This window comes from Trueperaceae bacterium (assembly GCA_031581195.1).
GTDB lineage: Bacteria > Deinococcota > Deinococci > Deinococcales > Trueperaceae > SLSQ01.
Genome location: JAVLCF010000207.1, coordinates 1 through 1,703, shown reverse-complemented (window position 1 = coordinate 1,703; position 1,703 = coordinate 1). Strand labels below are relative to the sequence as shown.

At 67.1% G+C, this 1,703-nt stretch carries 2 protein-coding genes; both read left to right on the top strand.

What is annotated here, in order from left to right; all coding sequences use genetic code 11:
• Positions 1 to 523, top strand: a 523-nt coding sequence (locus RI554_11450; protein ID MDR9392630.1) for a hypothetical protein, incomplete at its 5' end; no start/stop codon positions are given.
• A gap of 130 nt (positions 524 to 653) precedes the next feature.
• The coding region (locus RI554_11445) for a hypothetical protein (GenBank protein MDR9392629.1) at positions 654 to 1,703 on the top strand (1,050 nt) is incomplete at its 3' end.

Below are 1,703 nucleotides of genomic sequence, written 5' to 3'. Positions count from 1 at the left end.
CCGCCACGCCGAGGCGCAGCGCGACCCCGCGCTGTACGTCGGCGGCGTGACGTTCGAGGACGACGCGCGCGAGGGGCGCCCCGTGCGGGCGATCCCGCCCCGCCGTCCGGGGTGGTGGCGGGTCGAGGGTAGGAACGCGTCGCTCCCGACCGCCGCCTTCGAGGCCGTCGGGGGGTTCGGGACCGACCTGGAGGGGTACGGCGGGGAGGACGTGTGGCTCGGGTGGCGCCTCCGGCGCGCGGGCGTCCCGATTCGGGGGCTTCCGTCCGCCCACGTCCGGCACGTCGGGCCCGACGCGCGCCGTGCGGGGGACGTCGCCAAGGGCGCAGCCGCCGGCCGCAACGCCGTCCGCATCGCTGCGCTCGAGCCCGCGACCGCCTGGCGGTTGGGGGTGCACCCGCTGCTTCGGCGGGTCAAGCGCGCCGCGTTCGCACTCGCCGGACCTGGGCTCCGGGCATCGGGGTGGCGGGCGTACGAGTGGGCGTATCTCGAGGCGAGCAGGGAGGACGCTACGTCCCCCTGAATCGATGCGATCGCGTTCCGGCGTCCTGGTTCGCATTCGGCATTCGAACGCGGGGCGGTGGGTTAGGCCCGCCTCCGACGCCTCATCCGGGTGACATGAACGTGAAACGGGCGGTAGGCACCCTACGGGCATGCCGACGACGATCTTGGACCCGGACCAAAGCAAAGGGCCGCGACCCCTTTACCCCGCGACCTCGAGCGCCGCGACCCGCCGGCGACCGGGATTCCGAGTGCCGGAGGCGCTGGGGGCTGCGCTCCTCGTGCTCATGCTCGCGGGATGGGCTCACGCGAATTACGGCTTCGAGAACCTAGGGTACAGCGGCACCAGGAACGTTCAAGTGTGTTCGGTGAACAAATTGAACTGGGGCGACTTCATTGGTTTCGAGGCCGACGATCCGTCGACCTGCACGACGTTCACGGATCGCAAATTTGACATCGTCGACAACGTGGATGGGGCGTACTTCGGGTTCCAGAATTGGAGCCCGAAGTCCGGCAGCTACGAAACCGCGGTGATTGCCGACGGCTACAAGGTCGACTACGTCACGACCAACGGCCTGACTAGGACGTTCGGGATGCAGGGTCTCTCGGACCGGACGATCGATGGGGATGGCACGTACGGGATGGTCGAGGGAGAGACCACACGCGGAGGTGGGGCATGGATCGGTGGAGCGTGCGTCGGATTCGGCGTCGACCTCGGCGTCACGAACTTCGATAGCCAGATCGTGACGGGTCCGTATGACCTCATGGTGAGGATCAACACGAAGGTTGCGTTCGATGCGTCGGAGGTCAAGCGCACGGAAGGGGTGGATGGCCTTGGTCCTGCCTCGCTGGCCGACGTTCCGTACGAGACCACGATTCAGCGAGACTCCAATTTGTATTCGAATTATCAGGAACGCAGTAACGATTCGAAGTTCACGGCGGATAACTACCGATTCGACGCGATCGTCCCGGATGCGTCCGGTGACGTGACGTATCGGCTTCCGCAGAATACGTTCTCCGATGCGGAGTGCGTCTTCGACGTGGGCCCGTACCACACCGCCGATTCGCTGACGTTGACCGTCGATCTCGCGCCGCGTGCGGTGGCGGGTGGGTTCGATGCCGTGGAGGGCGCGATCGAGGGTTCGGTGTCGTCGAGTGATGGGACGAATGGGTCGGTGACGGTGTCGGGCGGGTTCGACGTG